This window comes from Methylobacter sp., from assembly GCF_036845245.1.
Classification (GTDB): domain Bacteria; phylum Pseudomonadota; class Gammaproteobacteria; order Methylococcales; family Methylomonadaceae; genus Methylobacter_A.
On sequence record NZ_DAIUEH010000039.1, the window covers coordinates 1 to 26,252 of the forward strand.

The 26,252-nt window shown below is 47.7% G+C and carries 26 protein-coding genes; 17 read left to right on the top strand and 9 right to left on the bottom strand.

The annotated features are described in order from the left end of the window. Positions 1–21 precede the first annotated feature (21 nt). The 4 genes from V7051_RS16575 to V7051_RS16590 form a co-directional block, all read right to left on the bottom strand. Positions 22–198: a hypothetical protein gene (locus V7051_RS16575; RefSeq protein ID WP_333876844.1), complete on the bottom strand. Its 177-nt coding sequence runs from the start codon at positions 196–198 to the stop codon at positions 22–24. Between the two features lie 279 nt (positions 199–477). Continuing rightward, the gene (locus V7051_RS16580) at positions 478–1,260 is read right to left on the bottom strand and encodes a DUF2971 domain-containing protein (protein ID WP_333876842.1); all 783 of its coding nucleotides are present in this window, start codon (positions 1,258–1,260) and stop codon (positions 478–480) included. Between the two features lie 100 nt (positions 1,261–1,360). Further along, positions 1,361–1,828 (bottom strand): GNAT family N-acetyltransferase, encoded by a 468-nt coding sequence (locus V7051_RS16585; RefSeq protein WP_333876840.1) that lies wholly within the window; start codon positions 1,826–1,828, stop codon positions 1,361–1,363. A 111-nt stretch (positions 1,829–1,939) separates the two neighbouring features. After that, a complete protein-coding gene (locus tag V7051_RS16590) occupies positions 1,940–2,401 on the bottom strand; it encodes a hypothetical protein (protein WP_333876838.1) in 462 nt (153 codons plus the stop codon). A gap of 63 nt (positions 2,402–2,464) precedes the next feature. Between V7051_RS16590 and V7051_RS16595 the strand changes: the two genes are divergently transcribed. The 3 genes from V7051_RS16595 (at position 2,465) to V7051_RS16605 (ending at position 4,085) form a co-directional block, all read left to right on the top strand. Then, positions 2,465–2,689: a hypothetical protein gene (locus tag V7051_RS16595; RefSeq protein ID WP_334168759.1), complete on the top strand. Its 225-nt coding sequence runs from the start codon at positions 2,465–2,467 to the stop codon at positions 2,687–2,689. A 101-nt stretch (positions 2,690–2,790) separates the two neighbouring features. Then, the gene (locus tag V7051_RS16600) at positions 2,791–2,976 is read left to right on the top strand and encodes a hypothetical protein (protein ID WP_333876836.1); all 186 of its coding nucleotides are present in this window, start codon (positions 2,791–2,793) and stop codon (positions 2,974–2,976) included. Between the two features lie 116 nt (positions 2,977–3,092). Continuing rightward, positions 3,093–4,085 (top strand): integron integrase, encoded by a 993-nt coding sequence (locus V7051_RS16605; RefSeq protein WP_333876834.1) that lies wholly within the window; start codon positions 3,093–3,095, stop codon positions 4,083–4,085. Between the two features lie 109 nt (positions 4,086–4,194). On the opposite strand, the gene lnt is transcribed toward V7051_RS16605, so the two are convergent. The 3 genes from lnt to V7051_RS16620 form a co-directional block, all read right to left on the bottom strand. Then, entirely contained in the window at positions 4,195–5,772 is a 1,578-nt protein-coding gene (gene lnt / locus V7051_RS16610) for an apolipoprotein N-acyltransferase (RefSeq protein WP_333876832.1), read from the bottom strand. Between the two features lie 269 nt (positions 5,773–6,041). Then, positions 6,042–6,824, bottom strand: a complete 783-nt coding sequence (locus tag V7051_RS16615; protein WP_305274159.1) for a ParA family protein — start codon at positions 6,822–6,824, stop codon at positions 6,042–6,044. A 58-nt stretch (positions 6,825–6,882) separates the two neighbouring features. Next, complete coding sequence (locus V7051_RS16620) at positions 6,883–7,368, bottom strand: zinc ribbon-containing protein (RefSeq protein WP_333876828.1); 486 nt, start codon at positions 7,366–7,368, stop codon at positions 6,883–6,885. An 85-nt stretch (positions 7,369–7,453) separates the two neighbouring features. Between V7051_RS16620 and leuS the strand changes: the two genes are divergently transcribed. Genes leuS through holA form a run of 3 tightly spaced genes read left to right on the top strand, consistent with a single transcriptional unit; the run spans position 7,454 to position 11,459 of the window. Beyond that, complete coding sequence (gene leuS / locus V7051_RS16625; RefSeq protein ID WP_333876826.1) at positions 7,454–9,904, top strand: leucine--tRNA ligase; 2,451 nt, start codon at positions 7,454–7,456, stop codon at positions 9,902–9,904. Positions 9,905–9,913: 9 nt separating this feature from the next. Continuing rightward, positions 9,914–10,411 (top strand): LPS-assembly lipoprotein LptE, encoded by a 498-nt coding sequence (locus V7051_RS16630; protein ID WP_333876824.1) that lies wholly within the window; start codon positions 9,914–9,916, stop codon positions 10,409–10,411. 1 nt (position 10,412) lies between these two features. Then, positions 10,413–11,459 (top strand): DNA polymerase III subunit delta, encoded by a 1,047-nt coding sequence (gene holA, locus V7051_RS16635; RefSeq protein WP_333876822.1) that lies wholly within the window; start codon positions 10,413–10,415, stop codon positions 11,457–11,459. On the opposite strand, the gene V7051_RS16640 is transcribed toward holA, so the two are convergent. Both V7051_RS16640 and V7051_RS16645 read right to left on the bottom strand, forming a co-directional pair. Then, the gene (locus tag V7051_RS16640) at positions 11,451–12,062 is read right to left on the bottom strand and encodes a sensor histidine kinase (protein ID WP_334181160.1); all 612 of its coding nucleotides are present in this window, start codon (positions 12,060–12,062) and stop codon (positions 11,451–11,453) included. The two genes, holA and V7051_RS16640, sit on opposite strands and share 9 nt — an antisense overlap. A gap of 84 nt (positions 12,063–12,146) precedes the next feature. Then, positions 12,147–13,772 (bottom strand): response regulator, encoded by a 1,626-nt coding sequence (locus tag V7051_RS16645; protein ID WP_333876819.1) that lies wholly within the window; start codon positions 13,770–13,772, stop codon positions 12,147–12,149. Between the two features lie 101 nt (positions 13,773–13,873). Between V7051_RS16645 and htpG the strand changes: the two genes are divergently transcribed. The 11 genes from htpG to bamB all read left to right on the top strand — a co-directional run bounded on the left by htpG (position 13,874) and on the right by bamB (position 26,252). Then, entirely contained in the window at positions 13,874–15,808 is a 1,935-nt protein-coding gene (gene htpG, locus V7051_RS16650; protein WP_333876818.1) for a molecular chaperone HtpG, read from the top strand. A gap of 387 nt (positions 15,809–16,195) precedes the next feature. Beyond that, positions 16,196–17,311 (top strand): tRNA guanosine(34) transglycosylase Tgt, encoded by a 1,116-nt coding sequence (tgt, locus tag V7051_RS16655; RefSeq protein ID WP_333876817.1) that lies wholly within the window; start codon positions 16,196–16,198, stop codon positions 17,309–17,311. 56 nt (positions 17,312–17,367) lie between these two features. Then, positions 17,368–17,718: a preprotein translocase subunit YajC gene (yajC, locus tag V7051_RS16660; protein ID WP_333876816.1), complete on the top strand. Its 351-nt coding sequence runs from the start codon at positions 17,368–17,370 to the stop codon at positions 17,716–17,718. Between the two features lie 121 nt (positions 17,719–17,839). Next, entirely contained in the window at positions 17,840–19,690 is a 1,851-nt protein-coding gene (gene secD / locus V7051_RS16665; RefSeq protein WP_333876815.1) for a protein translocase subunit SecD, read from the top strand. A 20-nt stretch (positions 19,691–19,710) separates the two neighbouring features. Further along, positions 19,711–20,646: a protein translocase subunit SecF gene (gene secF, locus V7051_RS16670; protein WP_333876814.1), complete on the top strand. Its 936-nt coding sequence runs from the start codon at positions 19,711–19,713 to the stop codon at positions 20,644–20,646. 88 nt (positions 20,647–20,734) lie between these two features. Next, positions 20,735–21,166 (top strand): nucleoside-diphosphate kinase, encoded by a 432-nt coding sequence (ndk, locus tag V7051_RS16675; RefSeq protein WP_104423168.1) that lies wholly within the window; start codon positions 20,735–20,737, stop codon positions 21,164–21,166. Next, positions 21,141–22,253, top strand: coding sequence for a 23S rRNA (adenine(2503)-C(2))-methyltransferase RlmN (gene rlmN, locus V7051_RS16680; RefSeq protein ID WP_333876811.1), 1,113 nt, complete (start codon positions 21,141–21,143; stop codon positions 22,251–22,253). Before ndk ends, rlmN begins: the two co-directional genes overlap by 26 nt. Next, a complete protein-coding gene (gene pilW, locus V7051_RS16685) occupies positions 22,243–23,004 on the top strand; it encodes a type IV pilus biogenesis/stability protein PilW (RefSeq protein ID WP_333876809.1) in 762 nt (253 codons plus the stop codon). The genes rlmN and pilW overlap by 11 nt, the downstream gene beginning before the upstream one ends. 23 nt (positions 23,005–23,027) lie before the next feature. Next, positions 23,028–24,305, top strand: a complete 1,278-nt coding sequence (gene hisS / locus V7051_RS16690; RefSeq protein WP_333876807.1) for a histidine--tRNA ligase — start codon at positions 23,028–23,030, stop codon at positions 24,303–24,305. Between the two features lie 109 nt (positions 24,306–24,414). Continuing rightward, on the top strand, positions 24,415–25,062 hold the full coding sequence (locus tag V7051_RS16695) for a YfgM family protein (RefSeq protein WP_333876805.1): 648 nt from the start codon (positions 24,415–24,417) through the stop codon (positions 25,060–25,062). Then, on the top strand, positions 25,062–26,252 hold the full coding sequence (bamB, locus tag V7051_RS16700) for an outer membrane protein assembly factor BamB (protein WP_333876804.1): 1,191 nt from the start codon (positions 25,062–25,064) through the stop codon (positions 26,250–26,252). The genes V7051_RS16695 and bamB overlap by 1 nt, the downstream gene beginning before the upstream one ends.

Consider the following 26,252-nt stretch of genomic DNA (forward strand, 5'->3'; position numbering starts at 1 on the left):
AGCCAATAGCTATATCACAAATTATCGCTTCGCTTCAATATGACTGACTACTAGCTTGATGATAAGACGTTGTTCCATTTCGCGCATATCACGGCGTACGTCTTCAATATCGCGGTGAAGCTCATTTTTAACCGACAGTAAATCTTCTTTAGTGACCAAGTCCTTGAGATTTACTTCCAGAACTTCGGACAGTGCCACACGGCCTCTGCTTCTGCTTGCGCAACAGGAACTCCGGCAGCTTTAAGAGTGTTGGCATATTTTAAGGTATCAAACGTAATGGCGGTCATAGCTTTACTTCCTGCTCTTGATTTAGTGGTGAGTTTACCATGTTCAACAACCGCCTAGCCACTTCGGTGGTGGAGCCTAACGTAGAGCTAAGGGACGTGCCGCTCACTGAGCTGAAACGAAACCGCCAAATGGCGGCGCGTCCCTTTGACCGACTTGTTAGGCCAGTGGCATTTCACTTGCACAAGCAATCTACACCTCATCGGGTGTATCCATAGCGGTTGTCCGTCTAATATATTTTCTTGCGGCCGTAAGCATATAGTCCCAATCTCGGCCCAGATATGTGGATTGTTTTATGCGCATATCCAATCCCTGAGATTTGATTGCCGCTGTGAGTTCGGATGCATCCTCTTCACTTGCTCGGGGGTTTATCGTGATCGATTCAATGCAATCAGATAATTTGACCTTGACGCGAAATGGTTTCTTCGCGTTTTCTTCTTCGTCAAATTTGAGAATTCTTAATTCTCGCTCTCCTTCATATGCTCGTTGTTTTGTAAAAATTAATTTGTGGGAATGATTAGTTGGAATTTTTTCTAATTGATTATCTATGATGTCCAGAGCATTAATTCTGTCTATATACAAAACTCTACCCAAAACATTTGCATTGATTTCCGCGGCTAGGGCGTTTACTTTAAAACCAATCTTTATTCCGGAGTTGTCTTGGCAGTAGCATTTCCAGATTAAATCGGATTCTGGATCTTCGGAAAGGCAAAGAGATTTCATGTGATCCGTTAGATGACCCCTTCCCGTAATAAGGCCCCAATACATATATAATTCCCCTTCAAAGGGATCTTCCCATTGACTAGGATGTGCCATATATATCTCGCCCGTGGCTAAGAAGTCTAGGGCCTTGAGCTTGGTGAAGTATCGAAACGCAATCAAGGTATCGGATTTCATTTTCTCTATATCCATGTCCGACAGATTGAAGAACTCCTCCGGGCCCGATGTCATGGTCTCGAAAACATTGATTAACATAAGTTCCTAGGATAGTAAGTTGGTTGCAGCATGGGCCTAACGTTGTAAATCACCGGACGTAGGCAAGCGCAGCTTGCCGGAGGTCCGGTGGATTGTGATGTTAGGTAACATGGCGCCTAAGCGTAACTTCAGTAACTGGCTGCTTATCGTGGTGCCAGAAGTGATCCGAAACACGCTCATCAATGACAAAGAAACCAAGGCGACAAAATAACTCGGCATTCCCAGTTTCCTTGATTGTGGCGATTTCCAAGACATTTAGCCCGGCATCGGCAGCGAGCGAGTTGCAGTGAGCAAGCAAGTCGGTAGCCACACCGCGCCGTCGATACGTTGGAGCTACCGCAATGCCCTGCACGTAAAGGGCCAACTCGCGATGGATACACTCGGCGACACCAACAACCGTGTCTTTTGGGCTAACAGCTACGATTCGCGATGAGTTCGGCTGAATTTTGGAAACCCTTTTTGTAGCCGGCTTGGGGCCATAAACCTTTCGAAGTTCCTGAGTGCAGGTGGTCATGATGAGATTGACTGGCTCAGTATCGTCGGTGAGGAATTCGCGGACTATGCTCATGGAATGTTGCCTAACGTAGAGCTAACCGGGGCGCGGCCCGGAAAGCTGAAAAAATAAAACTGCATTGTAACCGCGCTCCGGTTGAGCGCAATGTTAGGGACGTTTTGGTGGTTACCATGAGTACCAGTATTCTTTTAATGAACCATCACGACCAATCATCCACCACATTGCCTCATATCCATAAGTCCACTGCACTGTGCCTCGAACCGTCGTACCGAAAATAGTTCGGTAATCAATGAACTTTAGCGATGACACATGTGTATTTTCCATTCCCTCCGCATGAACAGCCCATTTTACCCGCTTGTCTTGGGTTCGTAGCAATACGATAGGTGCTTGTTCCTTCGATAGTGGTGCATAAACTTCAAGGACAAAATCTCGTACTGGAAACACTTGCAGGGGCGCAGTTTTCGGGAGGCTTTGGATTGGTTGCCCCTTAAAAGGACCGTCGTCAAGGAAGGGTATCCATGGGCGTTGCCATATGAAAACGGTGATGGCCACTACGAGAAGTAAAGTAAGGATAGTGATCGTAACCGCAAGCCACTTGAAAATTTTAAGCAAAATGGATCGAGACATGGGATATCTAACGCAAAAAGTAACCGGCTGGCCGGTGACAAACCCTAAACGAAGCGAGGATTTATGATCACAAACGAAAATACAAACCCGCTACAGGTCGGCCAGTCCGAGTTGACTGACGGGTTAGATCAACCTACACACGAAGGATGGTGGACTCGCAAAAGCATACCTGACAGAATCCCACTAAAAGTCGAGAAAATGAGCGATGGGAAACTGTGGGTACACGGCTTCTCCGGGCTATTTGAATGCAGCAAATTCACTGACTGGATAGAGTGCAAGCAACCCTAAATAGGTGGATCTAACGCCCTGGTAAAGGGCGCGCACGATTGAACTTGAGCGACGCGCTGAACTTTAGGCGCGTCCCATTGACCTGACAGTTATACATTTTTATGACACTAGACCAAAAACATAAAGCCGAAAAGGTTAGACTCCAGTCGCTGCTTGATGGACTGGAGTCCAGAGCCACAAACTGGGTAACTTTAAATGACGTGGTAGGCGCTTATGTCGGGTTTGGTTATGGCGACCCAACCGAGCATTTTAAAGCCGCGCTTAAGCACTATATTGAAGATGTATAACGTAATATATACGACATCATTTATCGTATAAAAAATTCATGTTGTCGTATAATCATTTTCAATTAAAATTATCTTATTGTTTTTAATGATTAGAGTATAAGTTAAGGCGACAAATCATGCAAACAAATACGACATCGGCGCAGCCCAAGAAATTACTTGACCAAGTCCGCGACAAGATTCGCTTTAAACACTATAGCCTGAGCACTGAAAAAACCTATATCGCCTGGATTAAACAGTTCATTTTGTATCACCATAAGCGACATCCTTTGGAAATGGGAGCAATTGAGGTGGAGGCATTTCTGACTTATCTGGCTACGCAACGGCATGTGTCCAGTTCTACCCAAAATCAGGCGTTGTCGGCGATTTTGTTTTTGTACCGCGAGGTGTTGGCGGTCGATTTGCCTTGGCTGGATAGTTTTGAGCGCTCAAAAAAGCCCCGGAGATTGCCTGTGGTTCTTACAGTCCAGGAAATACAAGTTTTATTACATGAAGCATCGTTAGCGCCTGAACCTATCGGTTTGATTATCAAGTTGCTGTACGGTACCGGCATGCGATTGATGGAAGCGGTGCGCTTGCGGGTGAAAGATGTTGAGCTGGAGCGCAGGGAAATTATTGTGCGCGACGGCAAGGGCGGCAAAGACCGGGTGACCATGCTGCCGGAAAGTCTTGTGGAGCCGATGCGCGCGCAGCTGGCGTTGCGCCGAGAGTGGCATGAGCAGGATGTTATTCTGGGCAAGGTCGATGTGTGGTTGCCGGATGCGTTGGCGATTAAATACCCCAATGCTTCGAAAGAGTGGGGCTGGCAATATGTTTTCGCCGCAAAAAATTATTCCATCGATCCGCGCAGCAATTCGGAGCGTCGCCATCATGTTGAGGAAAAGCAGGTGCAGCGGTATGTTAAGCGGGCGGCTCAAGCGGTGGGCATAGCCAAACCGACTACGCCGCATACTTTAAGACACAGCTTTGCGACGCATGTTTTGCAGTCGGGCTATGATATTCGCACTGTCCAGGAATTGCTGGGGCATAGCGATGTTGCCACGACAATGATCTATACCCATGTATTAAACAAAGGCGGCAAAGGCGTGGTGAGTCCGCTGGATCGGTTATAGCGGCAGGCTATTAACCGCTACGGGATTTCAAATGACAAGCCTTAACAGGATCGTAAGTTGGGCTGACGCGAGAAAGCCCAACATTCGCTATTCGATGCTCTGGGCTAGCCTAAGCAATGTTGCTACTCGACCGTTTTAGAAAACCAATCCCCAGTAACAAAGCCAACGCTCCCCATAATAAACCCGGCACCAGCCAGAACCAATTTTGGTAGAAAGTGGCGGGCGGGTTCTTCAGGTAAGGTACTTCGTATAAGCCTGCCCAAGCCTGATGTATAGGAGAGCGTTCCAGGATTTCTCCCGATGCCAGCGATACCGTGGAAATGCCGGTATTGGTGACGCGCAGTACCGGGCGGCGAAATTCTACACCTCGGGCCAGCGTCATATACATATGTTGATAAGGTTCCTGCCATGCACCGTACCAGGAATCGTTGGTTACATTGATGATGAATTGGGCGCCAAGTTCAGCCAGCGAGCGAGAAAAGCGTGGGAACAGGCTTTCGTAGCAAATTTGCGCCCCCATTTTGTAGCCGTTCCAGTGCAGTAAATTGGTCGGGCCGTGGCCTCTTGCGAAATGTCCGGTAGGCGGCAGCCAGTTGCGGATTTCTGGGAAGAATTGCTCGCCGGGGATATATTCGCCGAAAGCCAATAATATCGATTTGCTGTAATGCGGCGGTACTATTTCGCCATCCTTGTTTAATACAAATAAGGAGTTGGTGATTAGGCGCGATGATTCATCGACACTATAGGCGCCGGTAATAAGCGGCAGTTGCCGCTGCTGGAGAAACTGGGCCAGGGCTACAGGATAAGCATCAAATTTAAATTGCTCGCCTAACAATGCCGGAAATGCGGTTTCGGGCCACATCGCGAAGTCGATTTTGTCGTCTTTGTGTGCTTTGAGTGCGCTGTCGGTCAGTGCGGTATAGCGATTGAATATTTCCTTGCCGTAGCCTTTGCCCAGCTCGGCAGCCAGTTTTTCGGCGTTATCGATATAGGCTTGAATCAACAGTGTTTTAAACGATGCATCCGGTTGCGGCAGCCTGTTTTTAAGCCACAGGCCGCCGACATTCAGCAAGATAAAGCCTGTAACAACAGTTGTTAATAGGATTTTACCGGCGTTCTGTTTGCGCTTTTCCCAGGCAATATAAAGCGGCAGATTGCAAAGCAGTGTTGCCGCGCTGAGTCCGCTAAAACCGATCACTTCGGCCCAATGGTAAACGGGGATATTTGCTCCATACCAGGAATAACCGAAGTTCCAGTCAAACAGGGTCAGCGAGTAGGCTTCGCAAAGCATGGTGATTAGCGCCATCAGTCCCAGCGACAGCCGCTTTGACCACTGAAATTTCTTTCGTCCCCAAAACCACAATACACCGGCCAGCGGCACAAATAAGTGGGCTATCAAGCCATAGACCACCATGCCAATGACCGCTACAGGCCAGTCAAGATGAGCAAATTCATGCAGCAGGTATGTGACCCAGTTAAAGCCGATCAGTGTGAATACGAAAGAAGTAATTAATCCACCGATAAAAACATCTTTCAAGCGGGTTTGCTGGTTCCAGAAAATCCACAGCGGTACAAAACAAAATAGAGAAGCCCACGGCGGGAAGGGGATATAACTGGTGCCGATTAGGATGCCGGACAGGATTGGGAGTAGCCAGGGCTTAAGATTGTCGGATGTAACGCTGTTCATGGTGTTAGGGATGCAGTGTAATGGTGCGGTGCATTACCACCGGAGACGCTCTGCGACTCGCACCGCTGGAGCGGTAATGGATGCGTTCCCACGCCGGAGAGACTGTGAAAGTATTCATGTGGGAGGGGCTTTAGCCCCGAAAGTCGGGGCTAAAGCCCCTCCCACGATCAATAAAACAATGACTGACAAGTCACTAAAATAGTATGCGTCATATTTTTAAGAATACTTTCACAGTCTCCGGAGAATGGGAACGATGAAGTCGTTACAGATTAACTGCCATGAATCTCAGCATGCAACGCACGGTATTCGTCAGTCAGCTTATGATTGGGGACGTAATGCACCAGCGGTTTGGATTCTGAATGCGATTCCCTGACCTTGACCGATGGTGAAATCATTGCTGCCAATACCGGCAGGCCTTCGGCAATAAGCTCTTCAACTATCTGGCGGGGCATATTGGCTTGTTTTTGATATTGGTTGACGATGATGCCTTCAACCTCAAGATTTTGGTTATGGTCGGCTTTAACCTCCGCCACGACCTGCATCAATGAATACAGGGCTTCTCTGGCAAAAGTATCGCAGTCAAACGGGATTAAACATTTTTCGGCAGCGATTAATGCAGACTGGCTGTAGAAGTTCAGGATAGGCGGCGTATCCATATAAATTTCATCAAAGCCTTCAAGTTTTTCCAGCGCTTCTTTTAATTTGAAAATTTTCATCCGCGATTCCAAACGACTTTGCAACGGTTCAAGTTCGGGGTGGGATGGAATCACAAACAGGTTGGGGAACGGCGTCTCATGTATTGCGCTTTCAAGGCCAGACCCGGATGAGCCGCCGCCAAACAGGGACAGGCTCAGGCAGTCTTTAAAAAAGTGAGCAATAGTTTTGTCGCTATCGCTGATTTTATTGCCGAGCAGGTATTGTGTTGAATTGCCCTGAACGTCGAGATCGATAACTAATGTGCGTTTACCCTCAACAGCACTGATGGCGGCTAAATTGCACGTAATAGTAGATTTGCCGACGCCGCCTTTCTGGTTGAAAATGACTCTGCGCATGTTATCCCCGTTAAATCAAATAGTTGAAAGTTTCATTATAAAGCTTGGGCCGGTAATATCAAATGCGGATAAAGGTTTTGCCGTGGCATTGCGGACATTCGGGAATTTCGCTGGCTGTTTTGAAAGCAATTTCTTTGCCGCAGTCGTCGCAGATAAAAGTTCCCGGTACCGTAATGTCGCCGCTGTGGTAGGTGTGTGCTTTTGCCAATTCTTCCAGTTTTGCCAGCTCCAGACGGGTTTTATCGGCAACGCTTAAAAAAGCATCCAGCGCGAAGTTTTCAATTAATTCAACATCGAACTTAAACCACTCGGACAATGAGTCCTTGTCTTGTTCGGTTGATAAGCCCTGAGCCGCATGTTCAACGTCGCGTTTAACATACTCTGAAACCCTGTCCAGCTCATCGCTGGTCAAATTGCTGTCTTTTCTGGTTTTTTCTTTTGAAATTTCCAGCGCTTCGGCAAAAGAATGCAGCGTATCTTCCATGGTTTCATGGAGATGCTTCATGAAATCGGTGTAGGCGGTGACAAGTTTGTTTTTATTCATTAGGGTTCATCTCCTGAAAATGGCGCTTTAGATTTAAGCAACTGTACGGTATTCTAACGCTTTTGACTGGTAAAAGACGAGAAGGATGCAAGAAAATTATAAGCCTTTGGCAATCGAGCAAGAAGTACAGGCCGCCTGGGACGAGTCAGGCGTATTTAATGTGTCGGAATCGTCTACACAGGATAAATATTATTGCTTGTCGATGTTTCCTTACCCCAGCGGCAAGCTGCATATGGGCCATGTCCGCAACTATACCATTGGTGACGTCATCAGCCGTTACCAGCGCATGTTGGGCAAAAATGTGTTGCAGCCTATGGGTTGGGATGCGTTCGGCCTACCTGCGGAAAATGCCGCGATGCAGCACGGCGTACATCCGGCCGACTGGACCTACAGCAACATCGACTACATGCGCGACCAGCTCAAACGGCTGGGTTTCGGCTATGACTGGGACCGTGAATTAGCCACCTGCGATCCGCATTATTATAAGTGGGAGCAATGGTTTTTCCTGAAGTTGCTGGAAAAAGGCCTGGTTTATAAAAAAACCGCGCCGGTCAACTGGTGTCCGAATGACATGACCGTTCTGGCTAACGAACAGGTCATCGACGGCTGCTGCTGGCGTTGCGATACCCAAGTCGAGCGCAAAGAAATCGCCCAGTGGTTCTTAAAAATCACTGCCTATGCGGATGAATTGCTAGCTTCGTTGGAGACGCTGGACGGTTGGCCGGAACAGGTCAAAACCATGCAGGCCAACTGGATAGGCCGCTCCGAAGGTGTGGAGATGAATTTTCCGGTGCCCGATTCGGATCAGCCTTTGAGCATCTACACCACGCGTCCCGATACCTTGATGGGCGTGACCTATCTTGCCGTGGCGGCGGAACATCCTCTGGCGCTGAAAGCCGCGGAAACCAATGCCGAGATCCGCGCATTCATCGATGATTGCAAGATGATGGAAACTTCCGAAGCGGCCATGGAAACCATGGAAAAGCGCGGCATCGATTCCGGCATCAAAGCGGTTCATCCGATCACCGGCGAACAGGTTCCGGTGTGGATTGCCAATTTTGTGTTGATGGGTTACGGCACCGGTGCGGTGATGTCGGTTCCTGCTCATGACCAACGTGATTTCGAGTTTGCGAAGAAATACGGTATCACGATCAAGCAGGTGATTTTCGCCAAAGACGGCGGAAACGACGATTGTTCCGAGCAAGCTTATACCGTAAAAGGCGTGTTGAAAAATTCCGGCGCGTTCGACGGCTTAACGTCCGAACAAGCTTTTGCAGCTATTTCAGAAGCGCTGGAAAAAGACCAAAAAGGCCAACGGAAAACCAATTTCAGATTGCGCGACTGGGGTGTTTCCCGTCAGCGTTATTGGGGCGCGCCGATTCCGGTTATTTATTGCGACGACTGCGGCACGGTTCCGGTTCCCGAGCAGGATTTGCCGGTGGAACTGCCTAGAGACGTGGTACTTGACGGTTCGCAATCGCCTCTGGTGGCGCATCCGACTTTCTCCCATACGACTTGTCCATCATGCGGCAAAGCGGCGCGCCGGGAAACTGATACGTTCGACACTTTTATGGAATCATCCTGGTATTTTGCACGCTTCGCAGGCAATAACCCAGACAGGATGCTCGATGAAAGCGCCAAATATTGGTTGCCGGTCGATCATTATATCGGCGGCATCGAACATGCTATTTTGCATTTGTTGTATGCGCGGTTTTATACCAAATTGTTGCGTGATGAAGGCTTGCTGGTTTGCGACGAGCCGTTTAAAAAGCTGTTGACCCAAGGCATGGTGCTGAAAGACGGCAGCAAAATGTCCAAATCCAAGGGCAATACGGTTGATCCGCAAGGCCTGATTGATCAATACGGCGCCGATACTGTGCGCTTGTTTATCATGTTTGCCGCGCCGCCGGAACAATCGCTGGAATGGTCCGACAGTGGCGTAGAAGGCGCATTCAGGTTCCTGAAGCGGCTTTGGAAACAGGCTTATCTGCATTGTGAAGCCGGTGGTTCCACGGTGCCGCTGGATAAACAAGCTTTAACCTCTGAGCAGCAGGCTGTGCGCCGGCAACTGCATCTGGCTATCCAGAAAGCGACCGATGATTTTGGCAGACGCTATACTTTTAATACCGTGATTGCGGCGAACATGGAGCTGATCAACACTTTGTCCAAATTTGTTGATGACTCCGACAACGGCAAGGCGGTCCGGCAGGAAGTGTTGGAAGCCATTGTGTTGATGCTATCGCCGATTGTGCCGCATATCTGCCATCAGTTGTGGCTGGATTTGGGGCATCAAGAAGCTGTAGTCAGCGCGTCATGGCCCGAAGTTGATGCAACGGCTTTGGAGCAGGATACCTTGGAGCTGGTGCTACAGGTTAACGGCAAATTGCGCAGCAAAATGTCGGTATCGGTCAATGCATCTAAAGAAGAAATAGAGGCTATGGCGCTGAGTGATGAACAGGTCAAGCGCTTTATTGAAGGTCAGCCGATCAAGAAAGTGATCGTGGTGCCTAAAAAATTGGTCAATGTTGTAGTTTAAGGGGAACGTGTGTTAACAAAAAAAGCAGTCATCTTTATTGCGGCTTTGTTATTGAGCGCTTGCGGCTATCATTTGCGGGGCGCTTTTGAGCTGCCTGCAAGTATGAAAAATGTTTTTGTAGAGGGCGGATCGGGGCCGCTACGCGACCAATTCAGCCAGATCATGCAGTCATCTTCCGGTCAGCTTGCGTCTTCTCGTAAAGGGGCCGGTATTGTCATCAAGATATTAAGCGAAGATTTTAACCGGAGGGTGTTGTCGTTGAGTACCCGAGGCAAGTCTAATGAGTTTGAACTGGAATATCGCCTGGATTATGAATTTGCTAATGCCGTCGATGCCATTTTGATGCCGCGGCAGACTGTTGAAATCAGGCGTGAGTATTACAATGATCAGCAATTTGTGATCGCCAAGGATAATGAAGAAGGCGTGATACGTAATGAAATGTATCAACAAGCAGTGCATACCATCGTTAACCGCGCCAGGGTCGTATTAGAGGCAGGCACCAAATAGCATGCGGCTTAAGCCTGAACAGATAGCTGCGGCCTTGCAAAAAGGTTTGGCGCCGGTTTATTTTATTAGCGGCGACGAGCCGTTGCAGTTGGGCGAGGTCGCTGATACTGTCCGGGCCGAGGCGCGAAAAGCGGGTTATGAAAGTCGCGAGGTGCTTGTTGTTGACTCCGGATTTTCATGGAATGAATTAACGGAGTCGGCAGGTTCGTTATCTATTTTTGCCGATAAAAAAATCATCGACTTAAGACTGCCTTCCGGCACGCCGGGTGCTGATGGCTCAAAGGCTTTAATCGCCTATTGCGAACGTTTGCCGGAAGATACGCTGTTACTGATTACCGCAGCAAAGATGGCAGGTGCTTCATTAAAAGCGCGCTGGTTTGAGGCTTTGGATAAGGTCGGTTGCGTTATTCAAGTATGGCCGTTAGAAGGGCAAGACTTGATTCGCTGGTTGCAGCAAAGAATGCAGCGACGCGGGCTACAGGCTGAAACAGAAGGTATAAAGATTCTGGCTTCCAGAATTGAAGGCAATCTGTTGGCGGCCGCCCAGGAAATAGAGAAACTGTACGTGTTATACGGTACCGGTCACCTCAGCAATCAGCAGATTTTCGATGTGGTGGCGGACAGCTCCAGGTTCGATGTATTTAAGCTGATGGATAGCGTACTGGCAGCCAAAGTAGGCCGGATTTTCAAGATATTGTCCGGCTTAAAGGCAGAAGGCGTTGCGGCTCCGGTAGTCTTATGGGCTTTGACGCGGGAAGCCCGTGCATTAATCAGGATTAAGCAGGCGTTAGCTCAAGGGCAAAACAGGGCATTGGTCTTTAAAAACAACCAGATTTGGGACAAGCGCCAGCAACTGGTTAGTGATGCGCTGAACAGGCTGGCTGATAGTGACCTCAACAGCATATTGACGTTGAGTGCAAAGGCGGACCGGCAGATTAAAGGCCGGCAGCAAGGAGAGCCGTGGGAAACTTTACTGGCCGTTTGCCTGATGTTTGCCGCCTACAAGGGCATAGGCGAGGGGCGGCATTTTCATCAGCAGTTACGGTAAATACAGTTTAAATCTGGCCCCGCCAAACTGGCTATTATTGTCAGTCATAATAAAGCCTCGCTTATCACCTTTGATGTGTAATTGTGCGATGGTCTCAGTAAAAAACAAACCCAATCCGGTATTGCCGTTAGACATATCAAGCTGGGGAAGTTGCTTGTAGTCCGACGACATAAGACTTTCCGGATAGCCCATGCCATCATCCTCAATACAGAAAACAATATAATTATCTTCCTGGGCGGCAGAAAGCATAACTTTACTCTTGCAATAACGCTGTGCGTTATTGACCAGCGTACAGAGGGCGTTGCTGATCAGGGAGTCGTCGCAATAACAAAATAGTTCATCATGGCATTCGGTAATAAGTTCAATGCTGCTTAAGGATAATAAAGTAGATTGCTGGGCGATGACATCTTCCAATATGTCAGCGGCGCTATGTTCGTCTATAGTCAGGCTGAATTGGGATAAATCGATTTTATAAAGGGTCAATAACTGCATCAGACAATTGTTCATCCGATTGGTTTCAAATTCCAGTTGCCTGAACTCAGTCGGTTTTGGATCTTGGTAGACATTTTCCAATTGGCTGAGCAGCGCCCGAAGAGCTGTCAATGAATTCTTTATATCATGTACTGAAGAAGCCAAAATGGCAGGAAAACCGATTGAAGACATATGTGTATTGTGCATCTTGGCGGATTAGGTTGGTTGGTTTTTATGTTGAATAGTGTCCAGCTCTATTTGGAGACCACTGATTTGATTGTGGGGTATGCCTATTTGAATGGCTTTATTGATATAGGACTGGGCGCTGATGATTTTTTCAGGGTCGGATTTAGATGTTTTAATGTCATGAATAATGATTTTTATCATGTTTAGAATGATCGTTTGATTATCCGGCATTTTTGCAATCGCCCTTTCAAAGACTGCGAGAGCTCCTTTAATATCGCCTTCCTGGAACAGGCTCACGCCTTTATTATTGATGTCGACCAGCTCTTTCTTGATATGCTGAATCAGCGTTTCGGCATGGTTTTCGCCGATAATGGCGTTGCACATCGTTACAATATCTTTGATAAAAAGCTTATCATCAATATTGGTTTTAATTAAATCATTAAGAATCTCATCGCAAATTTCGCCGTTTCTATTCAGGTAAAAAGCTTTTGCCATTTCCAGGCGTAATTCTCTGGTTATTTGATTATTAAATTGTTCGTTTAGCTTAAACGCTTTGTCATAAGCTTGTTGAGCTAGCGCCTTGTTGCCTTTAGTCTGGTGAATCTCGTTTTCTAATAGGGCAGCCCGGATTTTTGCTTCAGGATCATTGTGAGATTGTTGATTCAGTTCATACAATATCTTTAGCGCTTCGTTGGCGGCGTTGCTTTTTAAATGGACATTGGCCAATCCCGCATAGTCGGCCGATGAGCCATGTATGGAGTTTTTGCCTAGTTTTATGGTGGCGGTGTAGGCTCTTTTGGCAACAGCGAAGTTTTCGGTTTTGTCAGCGAGCAAGGCCAGCTTTTTTTGCCTTAAGATGGACATAGGCGAAAGCGTAACAGCTGAATTAAGCGATGATACGGCATGTTCATCATTACCCATGGATTCGTGCGCTTTTACCAGCCAATCATAAGCCTCCAACATTACCGGATACTGTTCAATGAGATCCTGAAAAGTCTTGATCGCTTGATCGTAATAGCCAAGAAAAAAAGCAACCACCCCCAATCCCAATCTGGCCCAGGGCAGTTCTCTTTCTTGCAGAATGCTTTGGTAAATCTCTTCGGCCTTTTTAAAGTCGCCAACCTTAATGGTCAGTTCGGCGTGTATTTTTAATAATTGCAAGCGCATCTTTTTGTCATCGAGCTTGAGCAGCTTTTCGCAATTCTGTATAGCCAGGTAAAGGTTGCCGTTGTCTATTTCATTTTCTATGCTGGCCAAGTATTTTTTGCGGGCATAGCATCGTTCAATACGGCTTAACAGCTGCAGCCGGTTAAAGGGTTTTATCAGATAGTCGTCGGGCTTGTTGTCGATAGCGGTAAGCACCATCTCTTGGCTTTGTTCACACGTAACCATGATAAAAATAGTCTTAACCGGTAATAATTTAAGGTGCCGGGCTTCTTCCAGAACCTGCTGACCGTTTTTTCCCCTAAGCAGATTGTAATCGCAGAGCACAATATCAAACCTGTCGATTCTCATCGCCGTTATTGCATTGATGCCGGATTCCGCCTCAACAATAAACCGGGCGCCAAATGAACCCAGGATATGTTTAATGGTTTCGCGCATGATCGCTTGATCTTCGACAACCAATATTTTTTTTGATGCGAGGTTTATTGCCATAAAGAATTAATCTTATATTTCATCTGTCTGGTTTGGCCTTGAAAAAAACCAACGAGTCCCAATATTGGCGTTAATCTTATAATTAATCAGGATTGATAAAAATGACTGTTGAAGCAAAAAAAGAAACATTAGGCTTTGAAACTGAAGTTAAGCACCTTCTGCATTTAATGATTCACTCGTTATATAGTAACAAGGAAATATTCTTACGGGAATTGATTTCCAATGCGTCGGATGCAGCGGATAAACTGCGTTTTGAGGCACTATCTAATGACAAATTGTATGAAGGCGATAGTGAGCTGAAAATCCGTCTGGAATACGATAAAGAAAAACGCACTATCACCATTATCGATAATGGCATCGGCATGACTCGTGCGGAAGTTCAGGAACATATCGGAACGATCGCAAAATCAGGCACCAAACAGTTTTTTCAAGCATTAACCGGCGACCAAGCCAAAGACAGCGAATTGATCGGCCAGTTCGGCGTGGGTTTTTATTCGGCATTTATCGTTGCCGATAAAGTGACTTTAATCACTCGCAAGGCCGGTGCCGACAAGAGCGAAGGTGTGCGTTGGGAATCGGCGGGCGAGGGCGATTACACACTCGAATCCGTAGAAAAAGCCCAACGTGGAACCGAAATCGTCTTGCATATGAAAGAAGCCGAAAGCGAGTTTCTGGACGGCTACCGTATCCGCTCTATCGTCAGAAAATTTTCCGACCATATTTCCCTGCCTATCGTGATGGACAAAGAAGTTGCGCCATCTATGGATGAGGAAGAAGAAGGCGAAGAGAAAAAGCCGGTGGAGATTGTCGAAGAGACCGTTAACTCGGCTTCCGCATTATGGACCAAAGCGCGTCAGGAAATTTCCGATGAAGCATATAACGAATTCTACAAACATGTTGGCCATGATTTCCAAGACCCGTTAACCCATGTGCATAGCAAAGTCGAGGGCACCAATGAATATACCTTGCTGCTTTATGTGCCGTCGCGGGCACCGTTCGACATGTGGGACAGGGATACCAAACACGGCGTAAAACTGTACATACGCAAAGTGTTTATTACCGACGATGCCGAGCAGTTGATGCCGCGTTACCTGCGTTTTATCCGGGGTATTATCGATGCCAACTCCCTGCCGCTGAACGTATCGCGGGAAATCCTGCAACAAAGCAAGCAAATCAGCACCATCAAGTCAGGCGCCGTTAAAAAAGTGTTAGGCATGCTGGAAGATTTGGCCAAGACCGAGCCGGAAAAATACGAAAAGTTCTGGTCCCAATTCGGCGCGGTTATCAAAGAAGGCCCGATTGAAGATCATGCCAATAAAGAGCGTGTCGCCAAACTGTTGCGCTTTGCTTCAACGCATGCCGACACCGACAAACAGGAAGTTTCTTTGGAAGCTTATGTCAGCCGCATGAAAGAAGGGCAGGACAAGATTTATTATGTCACCGCAGACACGTTCTCGGCGGCCAAAAACAGCCCGCATCTGGAAATTTTCCGTAAGAAAGGTATTGAGGTTTTATTATTATCGGATCGTATCGACGAATGGCTGGTGTCTAACCTGGACGAATTCGACGGCAAGCATTTACAGTCCGTTGCCAAAGGCGATCTGGACTTGGGTGTTTTGGATGCCGAAGAAGACAAGGCAGCCCAGGAAGAAGTGAACAAGGATTTTGAAGCGATACTCAAGCAGATTAAAGACGTACTGGCCGATAAAGTCAGCGAAGTGCGCTTGAGCCATCGTTTGACCGAATCGCCCGCCTGCTTGGTCGCCGATGTCTACGGCATGAGCCTGAACATGGAAAGAATCATGAAGGAAGCCGGACAAGGCTTGGGCATGGGAATGGGCAGAAAGCCGATCTTCGAACTTAATCCGACCCATCCGTTGGTGGTTAAAATGAAAGAAGAGCAAGACGACAATCGTTTTGCCGACCTGGCTCATATCCTGTTCGATCAAGCCATCCTGAGCGAAGGCGGACAGCTGGACGATCCGGCGGCTTTTGTGCATAAGTTGAATGGATTATTGCAGGGGCTGTTGCATTAATCAGTAACAAACGAAAAAGGCTGGAGAGTATCCAGCCTTTTTTATGCGTGAAAGCTCTCAACTTTAGACAAAGTACCTCGGTCGCATCAAACCTAAATAGTGACCGTCGATACCCAGAACGGGGACAGGATATTGCGGAGCGATTCGGTTTTTCCCCGTACGACAGCATAAGTGTCGGTTCTGCGCTTCAATTTTCGGTTGTACTATTTATATTCGCAAGATATGCGGTCAAGAAATCGATGCTCAATGGGTGGTTATAAAATCTTTTTTGGATAATTAAGATTGCCTGTTCCCTGAGCAGTATATGAATAAAAGACTTTTATTCACATATACATTGACTTAAAAAGTCTGGATAATTCCCAGCCTTATTAATGTTCTCAAGTATTTATGGAATTCAAATTAATCAATACGGACGGTCATGCTCGGCGCGGCCAGCTTAAGTTTGCCCGCGGCATCGTTGAAACGCCTATTTTTATGCCGGTCGGCACTTACGGAACGGTTAAGTCGCTGACGCCCGATGAACTGACCGGCATCGGCGCGCAGATTATTCTGGGCAATACCTTCCATTTAATGCTGCGCCCCGGCATGGATGTAGTCAAGGCGCACGGCGACTTGCATGATTTTATGCATTGGGACAAGCCGATATTAACCGATTCCGGCGGTTTTCAGGTGTTCAGCCTGGGGGCCTTACGAAAAATCACCGAACAAGGTGTGACGTTCAAATCACCTATTAACGGCAGCTCTATTTTTATGGGGCCGGAAGAATCCATGCGGGTACAGCGCGATTTGGGCTCGGACATTGTGATGATTTTCGATGAATGCACCCCATATCCTGCGACAGTTCATGAAGCGGCCGATTCGATGCGCTTATCATTGCGTTGGGCGGCGCGCAGCAAGGCGGCTCATGAAGGTAATGAGTCGGCTTTATTCGGCATCGTGCAGGGCGGGATGTATGAACATTTGCGTCAGGAGTCGATAGCCGGATTGGTGGATATCGGTTTCGACGGTTACGCGATCGGCGGTCTGTCGGTCGGCGAACCTAAGGAAGAAATGATGGCAACGCTGGATGTGGTGCATAGCAAAATGCCGATCGATAAACCGCGCTATTTAATGGGAGTGGGGACGCCGGAGGATTTGGTTGATGCCGTCAGGCGCGGTATCGATATGTTCGATTGCGTGATGCCGACCCGTAATGCCCGTAACGGCCATCTTTTTACCACGTTCGGCGTGGTAAAGATCAGGAACAGCCAGTATGAGTTCGATACCGGTCCGCTGGATGAATCCTGCGGCTGTTATACCTGCCGGAATTATTCAAGAGCTTATTTGAGACACTTGGATAAATGCAAGGAAATGCTGGGTTCAAGGCTCAATACTATACATAATCTTTATTATTACCTGAGTCTGATGCAGGGCTTGCGTGATGCGATTGAAAAGCAAGAGCTGGATATTTTTGTCAAGCAATTTTATCAACAACGAGGAAAAGCCGTGCCGACTGTGGCATAATGACGGACTTTTTTAAATACAACGCTTTTATATAATAATAACCCCCGAGGATAACCATGAGTTTTTTTATTTCTGATGCTGTAGCCGCAGCTGCCCCCGCCGCCCAATCGCCAGGTATTGAAGGCATGCTGTTTCCACTGGGTATACTGGTGTTTTTTTATTTTTTGTTTTTGCGTCCACAATCCAAGCGCGCCAAAGAGAAGAAAGAAATGATCGCGGCGATGACTAAAGGTTCTGAAGTGGTTACTTCAGGAGGTATTTTGGGCAAGGTCGTTGATCTGGATGAAAACTTCGTCAAGCTTGAAGTCTGCGAGAATACTTTTATTCAAGTACAGCGTCATAGCATTGATACCATGATGCCGAAAGGAACTTACAAAGCGATAACTAAGAAAGTCGCTAAAGTTTAATGTCATTGCGCGTAGGATGGGTAGAGCATTGCGAAACCTATCGTATAGACGATTGATTATGATGGGTTTCGGCTGCCGCCTCTACCCATCCTACGACAAAGTTGAATTGTTGGAATAACACATGCAAAACCATTACCCACTTTGGAAAAATTTATTGGTCCTGATCGTTTTTGCGGTCTCGACTATTTACGCATTGCCGAATTTATACGGCGACGATCCCTCTGTTCAGGTGGCATCGACACGCCCTGCAAAATTAACTCAGGAACAGGCAAATCAGGTCGAATCCGTGATTAAAACGGCCGGATTTAATGTAAAGGCGTTTGAGTTTAAAGACGGCCATATTTTAGCTCGGTTTAGCAGTACCGATGATCAGCTTAAAGTAGCGGATTTACTTAGGGATAAAATGGGCGATGATTATAACGTCGCGTTAAATCTGGCGCCTACCACGCCTGCATGGTTGAGGTCTCTGGGAGCGGAAGCCATGTATTTGGGTCTTGATTTGCGCGGCGGGGTGCATTTCCTAATGGAAGTGGACATGGATGCCGCCGTTAAGCAAGCTGAAGATCGCTATAACGATGATGTGCGTCTGGCGTTAAGAAACGAAAAAATACGTTATCAATCGGTTTCTAAAGACAGTGGATTCATTAAGGTTAAACTGAATTCGGCTGATGACAAACCGGCGTTGTTGAAACTATTAGGTAAAGACTTTCGCACTTTGGAGGTCACCGAGCCAAAAGAACAAGATCAAGTCTGGTTGAAGCTTTCCGAAAAAGAAGTGCGGGATATTAAGAAATTTGCCGTAGCGCAAAACATGACGACTTTGCGTAATCGCGTCAACGAATTAGGTGTTGCGGAGCCGGTAATTCAGCAGCAGGGTGAAAACCGCATTGTAGTGCAATTGCCTGGCGTGCAAGACACAACTCGCGCCAAAGAAATTTTGGGCACAACGGCTACTCTGGAATACCGTCTGGTTGATGTCGAACACGATGTGCAAAAAGCGGTCGAAGGCCATGTTCCGGTCGGCAGCCGCTTGTATACCGAGCGTAACGGCAATCCTATCCTGTTGGATCGACGGGTTATCGTGACCGGCGATCAAATCGTCGATTCCTCTTCCGGCGTTGATCAGGATGGCAGGCCTTCGGTTAATATTTCCCTAAACGGCGTCGGTGCGGCCAAAATGGGTAAATTGACCCAGGCTAATATCGGCAAGCCGATGGCAGTGGTGTTCATCGAATATAAAGTTGAAACCAAAGTCGTGAACGGCCAAAAAGTCCGTCATAAAGAGAAAGTTGAAAAAGTCATCAACGTCGCGACTATCCAGGGTGTTTTCAGTCATCGGTTCCAGACTACCGGTTTAGACAGTCCGCAGGAAGCGCGTAATTTGTCGTTATTGTTGAGAGCGGGGGCGTTGGTGGCTCCGGTCGACATCGTCGAAGAGCGCACCGTCGGCCCAAGCCTGGGTCAAGAAAATATCGGCAAAGGTATCAATTCCAATGTCTATGGCTTCATAGCGGTCGCGTTTTTCATGATCGTCTATTACCGCGTGTTCGGTCTTTTTTCCATCGTCGCGTTGGGCATGAATGTGTTGATGTTGGTTGCGGTGCTGTCCCTGCTGCAAGCCACGTTAACGCTGCCGGGTATGGCCGGCATTGCGCTGACCGTGGGCATGGCCATCGACGCCAATGTGCTGATCAACGAGCGAATACGCGAGGAACTCAGGCTCGGTATGACGCCTAACGCTGCCATTTATACCGGTTATGAGCGGGCTTTTGCGACTATTTTCGATTCCAATATCACGACCTTGATTGCCGGCATCGCGTTATTCTGGTTGGGGTCCGGCCCCATCCGCGGTTTTGCGCTAGTGCTGTGTATCGGAATTTTAACTTCCATGTTCAGTGCGGTTGTAGTATCAAGAGCGTTGGTCAATATCACCTATGGTAGGCAGCGTAAGTTGGATAAGTTGGCTATCTGAACATAATATTCGAGGACTCAATGGAACTTTTTAAAATTAAACACGATATTCCGTTTATGCGCTATGGTCGGATTACCACGACCATTTCGCTAGTTACCTTTATTTTGGCGATACTGGCCTTAGGCTTTAAGGGGCTTAATTTCGGCCTGGACTTTACCGGCGGTATCCAAATCGAAGTCGGCTACAATCAGCCGGCCAACATCGAAGCGGTTCGAAAAGTATTGGAAGATCAAAAATTATCCGAATTTTCGGTGCAGAATTTCGGCACCGTAAAGGAAGTGTTAATCCGTTTGCCGATGAAGCCTGAAACCAACGACATCAAGTTAAGCGAGGTGATATTGGCAAAACTGAAAGAGCAAGATCCTAGTGTCGTGTTACGTAGCGTCGAGTTTGTCGGGCCGCAAGTCAGCCAGGAATTGTTTGAAAGCGGCGGATTGGCTCTACTTTTAGTCGTAGCGGGGATTATGTCTTATTTGGCCATTCGCTTCGAGTGGCGTTTCGCGTTGGCGGCTATTATCGCAAACATGCACGACATCGTGATTATTCTCGGCATGTTCGCGTTTTTTCAATGGGAATTCACGCTATCAGTGCTGGCCGGCGTGCTGGCGATATTAGGCTATTCGGTCAACGAATCGGTCGTGGTATTCGACCGGGTACGGGAAAATTTCCATAAGATGCGCAAAGCGACCGTTCCCGAAATGATCGATAACGCGATCACGACAACAATGTCCCGTACCGTTATTACGCACTTTATGACGCAGATGATGGTGTTGGCGATGTTTTTCTTCGGCGGCGAAGCGCTGCATAATTTTGCGCTGGCGCTGACTATCGGTATCTTGTTCGGCATTTATTCGTCGGTGCTGGTCGCAAGCCCTATCGTACTGTGGTTGGGCGTATCGAGAAAAGACCTGATGTCGGTAAAAAAAGAAAACGCTGAAATCGACAATTTGCCTTAGCGTTAATGGCTAAGCGATTACAATAACGGCCGCCAATCGGCTATAATCCACAATCCTTACTATTTTTCAATCTGGAGTTTCCTTAACAATGGCAATCGAACGCACTTTCTCAATCATTAAACCTGACGCTGTAGCAAAAAATGTAATCGGCGAAATTTACAGCCGTTTCGAAAAAAACGATTTGAAAATCGTTGCCGCAAAAATGCTGCACCTGACCAAAGAGCAAGCCGAAGGTTTTTATGCGGAACACAGCGAGCGCGGCTTCTTTAATGATTTAGTCGCATTCATGATTTCAGGCCCTGTGATCATGCAAGTGCTTGAAGGTGAAAACGCGGTTCTTAAGCATCGCGAAATCATGGGTGCAACCAACCCGAAAGAAGCGGCTGCCGGAACTATCCGCGCCGATTTTGCCAGCAGCATCGATGAAAACGCCGTACACGGTTCAGATGCTGTCGAAACCGCTCAAAGGGAAATTGCCTACTTTTTCTCCGACAATGAAATCTGTGCTAGAACCCGTTAATACCAAAACCATCAATTTGCTCGATTTCGACAGAAAAGGCCTTGCGGCCTTTTTTGCCGAGTTAGGCGAGAAGCCTTTCCGGGCGACGCAGTTGCTCAAATGGATTTATCAGGAAGGCGTCGAAGACTTCGACCTGATGACCAATTTGAGCAAGTCATTGCGCGCTTATTTAACTGAAAACTGCTACATAGCAACGCCTGAAATCGTGCTTGAAAAAGTCGCAACGGACGGTACCTGTAAATGGGTCATGCAAACCCATTGCGGCAACCGGATAGAAACGGTTTTTATTCCTGAAGAGGGACGCGGCACTTTATGCGTTTCATCGCAAATCGGCTGCGCGTTGGCTTGCACTTTTTGTTCTACCGCCCAGCAAGGATTTAACCGCAACCTGACTACGGCTGAAATTATCGGCCAATTATTCGTCGCGCAAAAAAGGTTGGGGCCGGAAAATAGGATTACCAATGTCGTCATGATGGGCATGGGCGAACCGCTGCTTAATTTCGACAATGTAGTCGCGGCCATGAATCTGATGATGGATGATTTTACCTTCGGGCTGTCCAAGCGCCGGGTGACTGTCAGTACTTCAGGCGTAGTGCCGGCCATGTATCGTTTAACCCAAGTCTGCGATGTCAGTCTTGCGGTATCGTTACATGCAGTGACCGATGAATTAAGGGATGAACTGGTCCCGATCAATAAAAAATATCCGTTGAAGGAATTAATGGAAGCGTGCCGGGATAACGCAAAACTGGCGCCGCGGCGCACGGTTACATTTGAATATGTGATGCTTGATGGCATTAATGACTCGGTGCAGGACGCGCGGGGACTTATCAAACTATTAAAAACGGTGCCGTCAAAAATCAATTTAATACCGTTTAACCCGTTTCCTAACTCGGCTTATCGTTGTTCGAGCAAAGAAGCGATCAACCGGTTTAAAACGCTGTTAAATGATGCAGGTATTGTCACCACGGTTAGAAAGACGCGCGGCGAAGATATTGATGCTGCTTGCGGTCAGTTGGTCGGGCAAGTTAAGGATAAAAGCCGCAGGCACCTAAAACTTCATCCGGCAGGCTCCGAACGTGCCGCTTGATTTATCAAGAGCGATTAATCGATTTGCGTTTGGCTTTTTCGTTATGATTTTGGTTGCTTGCAGCTCAGCAAGCGACATTAAAAGTAATAATGCCGACGACGTGCATTTGCAGCTCGGGGTACGCTATCTAAGCATGAATAAGCTGGAGTTGGCTAAAGAGAACTTGCTGCAGGCAGTAAGAAATAATTCGGATAATGCCCAGGCGCATAACGCGCTGGCTTTTTTGTATGAAAAATTAAATCAGCCCGATAATGCCAAAGAGCATTATCAGACTGCGCTGGATTTAGCGCCTGATGATTTGAGTGTAAGAAATAATTTTGGCCGTTTCCTCTGCGAACACAAAGCCTTTGAACAAGGCATGGACTTATTGTCCGAAGCCAGTTCGAATCCGTTAAACGACAGGCAGTGGCTGGCATTAACGAATGCCGGACGATGCGCATTGAGCATAGGGCAAAAGCAGCAAGCCGAGAACTATTTCAGGCAAGCGCTGCAACTCAATAACGCTTATGCACCGGCGTTGTCGGAAATGCAAAAAATCGCTTATCACAACGGTGATTTTTGGGCGGCAAAAGGTTTTTTGCAGCGTTATCTGGGCGTTGCCGAGCATACGCCTGAAACCTTATGGTTTGCGGCGCAAACCGAGCGGGTGATAGGTAACAGGGAGCTTGCCAGGGAATATAAACACTTATTGCTGGAAAAATTTCCGCTTTCAAATGAAGCAAAAAAAATCGCCGGGCTTAAAGATTTTTAACTTCAGCAGAACCTTAATTAAATATGGCAAATAATATTCAAGCAATTCGCGGGATGCACGATGTGCTTCCTGAGCAGACTCCGCTCTGGCAATATGCGGAACAATGTATCAGGGAAGTGCTTGGCGCTTACGGTTACAGTGAAATCCGTTTGCCGATCGTGGAAAAAACCGAATTGTTCAAGCGCTCTATCGGTGAAGTAACCGACATCGTCGAAAAAGAAATGTACACGTTTGACGACCGGAACGGCGACTCTTTAACCCTGCGTCCCGAAGGCACGGCCGGTTGTCTCAGGGCCTGTCTGGAGCACGGCTTATTGCACAACCAGGTTCACCGTTTATGGTACTACGGGCCGATGTACCGGCATGAGCGTCCGCAAAAAGGCCGCTATCGCCAGTTTTTTCAACTGGGCGTTGAAACCTATGGTATGGCCGGGCCCGATATTGATGCGGAATTGATCCTGATTATGGATCGGCTATGGAAAAAACTGGGCATTCGCGATAAGGTTCGCTTGCAGCTCAATTCCTTAGGCACGATTGCCGAGCGTATCGTTTACCGGGAAAGCCTGGTCAGCTATTTTCAAAGTCATCTGGACCAATTGGATGAAGACAGCTTGCGGCGGTTGGAGACCAATCCGCTACGGATACTGGATACCAAAAATCCGGCGATGCAGCAGGTTGTGGCTAATGCACCGGAATTGACAGACTATCTGGGCGATGACAGTCGTCAGCATTTCAACGCGATAACCGCAATATTGGATGATCTGGGCATAGGTTACGAGCTCAATTCCCGCTTGGTGCGTGGCCTGGATTATTACAGTAAGACCGTATTCGAATGGGTCACCGACGAACTGGGTTCGCAGGGCACGGTCTGTGCGGGCGGACGTTACGACGGACTGATAGAGCAGCTGGGCGGCAAGCCCAATCATGCGGTCGGTTTTGCGATGGGCATGGAGCGCCTGTTGGCTTTGATGGAAACACTGGAGTGTGTGCAGCTTGCTGGCGTTGTTGATGTCTACATGATTAGAGTCGGCGAAACCGCGGAGCAGGAAGGCATGCGCTTTGCCGAGACCATCAGGAATGAGATTCCCGGCTTGAAATTGCAGGTGAATTGCGGTGGCGGCAGCTTTAAAAGCCAGTTTAAAAAAGCCGACAAAAGCGGTGCCGAATTTGCGATCATTCTGGGCGACGATGAAGTCAGTCGTGGCGAGGTCAGCGTCAAACCGCTACGCCATAATGAGCTGGAGCAACAAAATATGTCGCAGCAGCAGGCGATTGAGTTTTTACAGAGGCAGCTTGATTAATCACCGCGAAGACACGAAGTTCACGAAGAAAAAATAGAATAAAAACTTCGTGTTCTTCGTGCCTTCGTGGTGAAAATATATTTTTTAAATTTAAAAAAGAGAAAAACAAGTGGAAATTTACGATACAGAAGAAGAACAGGTTGAAGCCTTAAAAAGATGGTGGAAAGAAAACTCAACCTCGACCATCGTTGGATTAGTCATGGGTATTGTCATTATTCTGGGCTGGAATTACTGGCAGGATCATAAGAAAACGCAGTCAGCGCAAGCTTCCGCAACCTATGACCAATTGCTGAAAGCACTGGACGGGGATAAAAAAGAGTCCGTAGAGAAACTGGCCGAGCATATGCAGGAGCAGTTTAAAGGCACGGAATATGCCGCATTCAGCGGACTATTCGAGGCCAAGTTAAAAGCGCAGCAAGGCGATTTCACCGCGGCGAAGCAGATTCTGAAAACTATTGCGGCAGAGCCGGATAAACAGTTGAGCAATATCGCCAGGATAAGACTGGTGCGTTTAATGCTGGCTACCGGCGAATACGAACAGGGCTTGCAAGTGGTTAACGAGGTCGATGCCAAAGCAACGGCCAGTTATTCGGCCAATTACGATGAACTGGTAGGCGATTTGTACGTAGCCCTGGATCGTTTGGATGAGGCGCGCACATCGTATCAAAATGCACTGAGAAATGGACAGCCGTCACCCTTGTTACAGTTCAAAATTGATGACCTGACCGCCCAAGAAAAGCTGGAAAATCAAAAATAATGCGTCTTACCCTATCTGTATTGATTTTTATCACCTTATTAACAGGCTGTGCGGCTGTTGATACTATTGGGGAATCTATTTCCGGCATTACCGACTACTTTAGTGGCGGCGAAGACAACGCCGATCCTCCGAGCCTCCTGGTTGAGTATGCCCCTGAAATCAAGACTGAAGTTATCTGGAAAGAATCGGTCGGTGTCGGCGCCGACGAGCAATCCTTGAAACTGATTCCAGTCATCGGCAGCGGAAAAATACTGGCGGCGGATCGGGAAGGCGTGGTGCAGGCCAGAAGCCTGACTACCGGCAATTTAATTTGGGAAACCGAAACCGACGTTCACTTTTCCGGTGGACCGGGTCTTGGCGCAGGCACCGTGATTTTGGGTTCCAGCGATGCTGAAGTCGTTGCGTTAGACATTGAAACCGGCGCGGTGTTATGGAAAACCTCGGTATCCAGCGAGGTGCTTTCAGTGCCTGTGGTCGCCAATGGCATTGTTATCGTCAGGACCACGGATGGCGCAGTGATTGCTCTTGATGAAAAAACCGGCGGCAAGCGCTGGAATTATGAGCGTAGCGTACCGGCTTTAAGTTTACGCGGGACCGGATCGCCGTTGATTGTTGAAGGTAACGTGATCGGCGGTTACGATAACGGTAAAGTGATGGCTTTACGGCTGACTGACGGCAAATATGTATGGGAAACCAGCATTGCTATCTCTAAAGGGCGCTCTGAAATCGAACGTCTGGTTGATCTGGATGTTGATCCTATCGCCATTAACGGTGTGATTTATGTGGCCAGTTATCAGGGCGGAATAGCGGCCATTTCGGAATTGGACGGCGATATATTGTGGCGCAATGAAACCATTTCGTCGCATTCAGGCTTGAGTAACGACTACCGGTACTTATACCTAACCAATTCGGAAAGTCACGTCATGCAACTGGATCAGCATAGCGGTGCGGGCTTGTGGAAGCAGAAGGATTTGCATCAAAGAAAATTAACGGCTCCGGTCCCGTATGAAAATTATGTCGTGGTAGGGGATTTTGAAGGCTACGTGCATTGGTTATCCAGCACCGATGGCAGGCAAATGGGCCGTGTACAAATAACCGAGGCCCCGATCGATGCCAAGCCAATCGTAGTCGATAATATTGTTTATGTTTATGCAAAAGACGGCACGCTTGCCGCTTTAAAAGTTCAATAA

Excerpts from the sequence above, each read along its gene's own strand:
- V7051_RS16615 (WP_305274159.1), bottom strand. The coding sequence starts at position 6,824 with ATGCGCAGAGTCATTTTCAACCAGAAAGGCGGCGTCGGCAAATCTACT.
- leuS (WP_333876826.1), top strand. The coding sequence starts at position 7,454 with ATGCAAGAAAATTATAAGCCTTTGGCAATCGAGCAAGAAGTACAGGCC.
- holA (WP_333876822.1), top strand. The coding sequence starts at position 10,413 with ATGCGGCTTAAGCCTGAACAGATAGCTGCGGCCTTGCAAAAAGGTTTG.
- rlmN (WP_333876811.1), top strand. The coding sequence starts at position 21,141 with ATGAAATCTGTGCTAGAACCCGTTAATACCAAAACCATCAATTTGCTC.
- V7051_RS16590 (WP_333876838.1), bottom strand. The coding sequence starts at position 2,401 with ATGTCTCGATCCATTTTGCTTAAAATTTTCAAGTGGCTTGCGGTTACG.
- V7051_RS16645 (WP_333876819.1), bottom strand. The coding sequence starts at position 13,772 with ATGGCAATAAACCTCGCATCAAAAAAAATATTGGTTGTCGAAGATCAA.
- secF (WP_333876814.1), top strand. The coding sequence starts at position 19,711 with ATGGAACTTTTTAAAATTAAACACGATATTCCGTTTATGCGCTATGGT.
- htpG (WP_333876818.1), top strand. The coding sequence starts at position 13,874 with ATGACTGTTGAAGCAAAAAAAGAAACATTAGGCTTTGAAACTGAAGTT.
- V7051_RS16585 (WP_333876840.1), bottom strand. The coding sequence starts at position 1,828 with ATGAGCATAGTCCGCGAATTCCTCACCGACGATACTGAGCCAGTCAAT.
- V7051_RS16620 (WP_333876828.1), bottom strand. The coding sequence starts at position 7,368 with ATGAATAAAAACAAACTTGTCACCGCCTACACCGATTTCATGAAGCAT.
- V7051_RS16595 (WP_334168759.1), top strand. The coding sequence starts at position 2,465 with ATGATCACAAACGAAAATACAAACCCGCTACAGGTCGGCCAGTCCGAG.
- ndk (WP_104423168.1), top strand. The coding sequence starts at position 20,735 with ATGGCAATCGAACGCACTTTCTCAATCATTAAACCTGACGCTGTAGCA.
- lnt (WP_333876832.1), bottom strand. The coding sequence starts at position 5,772 with ATGAACAGCGTTACATCCGACAATCTTAAGCCCTGGCTACTCCCAATC.
- yajC (WP_333876816.1), top strand. The coding sequence starts at position 17,368 with ATGAGTTTTTTTATTTCTGATGCTGTAGCCGCAGCTGCCCCCGCCGCC.
- V7051_RS16580 (WP_333876842.1), bottom strand. The coding sequence starts at position 1,260 with ATGTTAATCAATGTTTTCGAGACCATGACATCGGGCCCGGAGGAGTTC.
- V7051_RS16605 (WP_333876834.1), top strand. The coding sequence starts at position 3,093 with ATGCAAACAAATACGACATCGGCGCAGCCCAAGAAATTACTTGACCAA.
- tgt (WP_333876817.1), top strand. The coding sequence starts at position 16,196 with ATGGAATTCAAATTAATCAATACGGACGGTCATGCTCGGCGCGGCCAG.
- secD (WP_333876815.1), top strand. The coding sequence starts at position 17,840 with ATGCAAAACCATTACCCACTTTGGAAAAATTTATTGGTCCTGATCGTT.
- hisS (WP_333876807.1), top strand. The coding sequence starts at position 23,028 with ATGGCAAATAATATTCAAGCAATTCGCGGGATGCACGATGTGCTTCCT.
- bamB (WP_333876804.1), top strand. The coding sequence starts at position 25,062 with ATGCGTCTTACCCTATCTGTATTGATTTTTATCACCTTATTAACAGGC.
- V7051_RS16600 (WP_333876836.1), top strand. The coding sequence starts at position 2,791 with ATGACACTAGACCAAAAACATAAAGCCGAAAAGGTTAGACTCCAGTCG.